Origin of the sequence: Sporosarcina koreensis, assembly GCF_001531445.1 — a bacterium.
Lineage (GTDB): Bacteria > Bacillota > Bacilli > Bacillales_A > Planococcaceae > Sporosarcina > Sporosarcina koreensis_C.
Window position 1 is genome coordinate 1 of sequence record NZ_LQYA01000252.1, and the last position, 243, is coordinate 243.

1 protein-coding gene is annotated in these 243 nt (G+C 39.5%); it reads right to left on the bottom strand.

The window, feature by feature from the left end; genetic code table 11:
• Nucleotides 1-110: plasmid recombination protein (locus tag AWV70_RS23160; RefSeq protein WP_201024440.1), on the bottom strand; the 110-nt coding region annotated here is incomplete at its 3' end.
• Between the last annotated feature and the right edge of the window lie 133 nt (nucleotides 111-243).

Here is a 243-nt window from a genome sequence, read left to right on the forward strand (position 1 = left end):
TTATCAATATCGGGGTTCGTCTTACTTTCCCGCTCTCTTTGATTGTGAAATTGAATCCCTTTTAAATCATGGGACTTCATTTTTTGCATTCTACAAACTGCATAGCTCATCATTTTTCAGCTCCATTCACGAGGTACAAACGTGTACCTGTTTTCGTTCAACTTCCATGTAAAGTATAACACACTATACTTTACATTCGTAAAGGTGTGCTCTCCGAGGGTCAGAACAAGAACCTGGCTCATG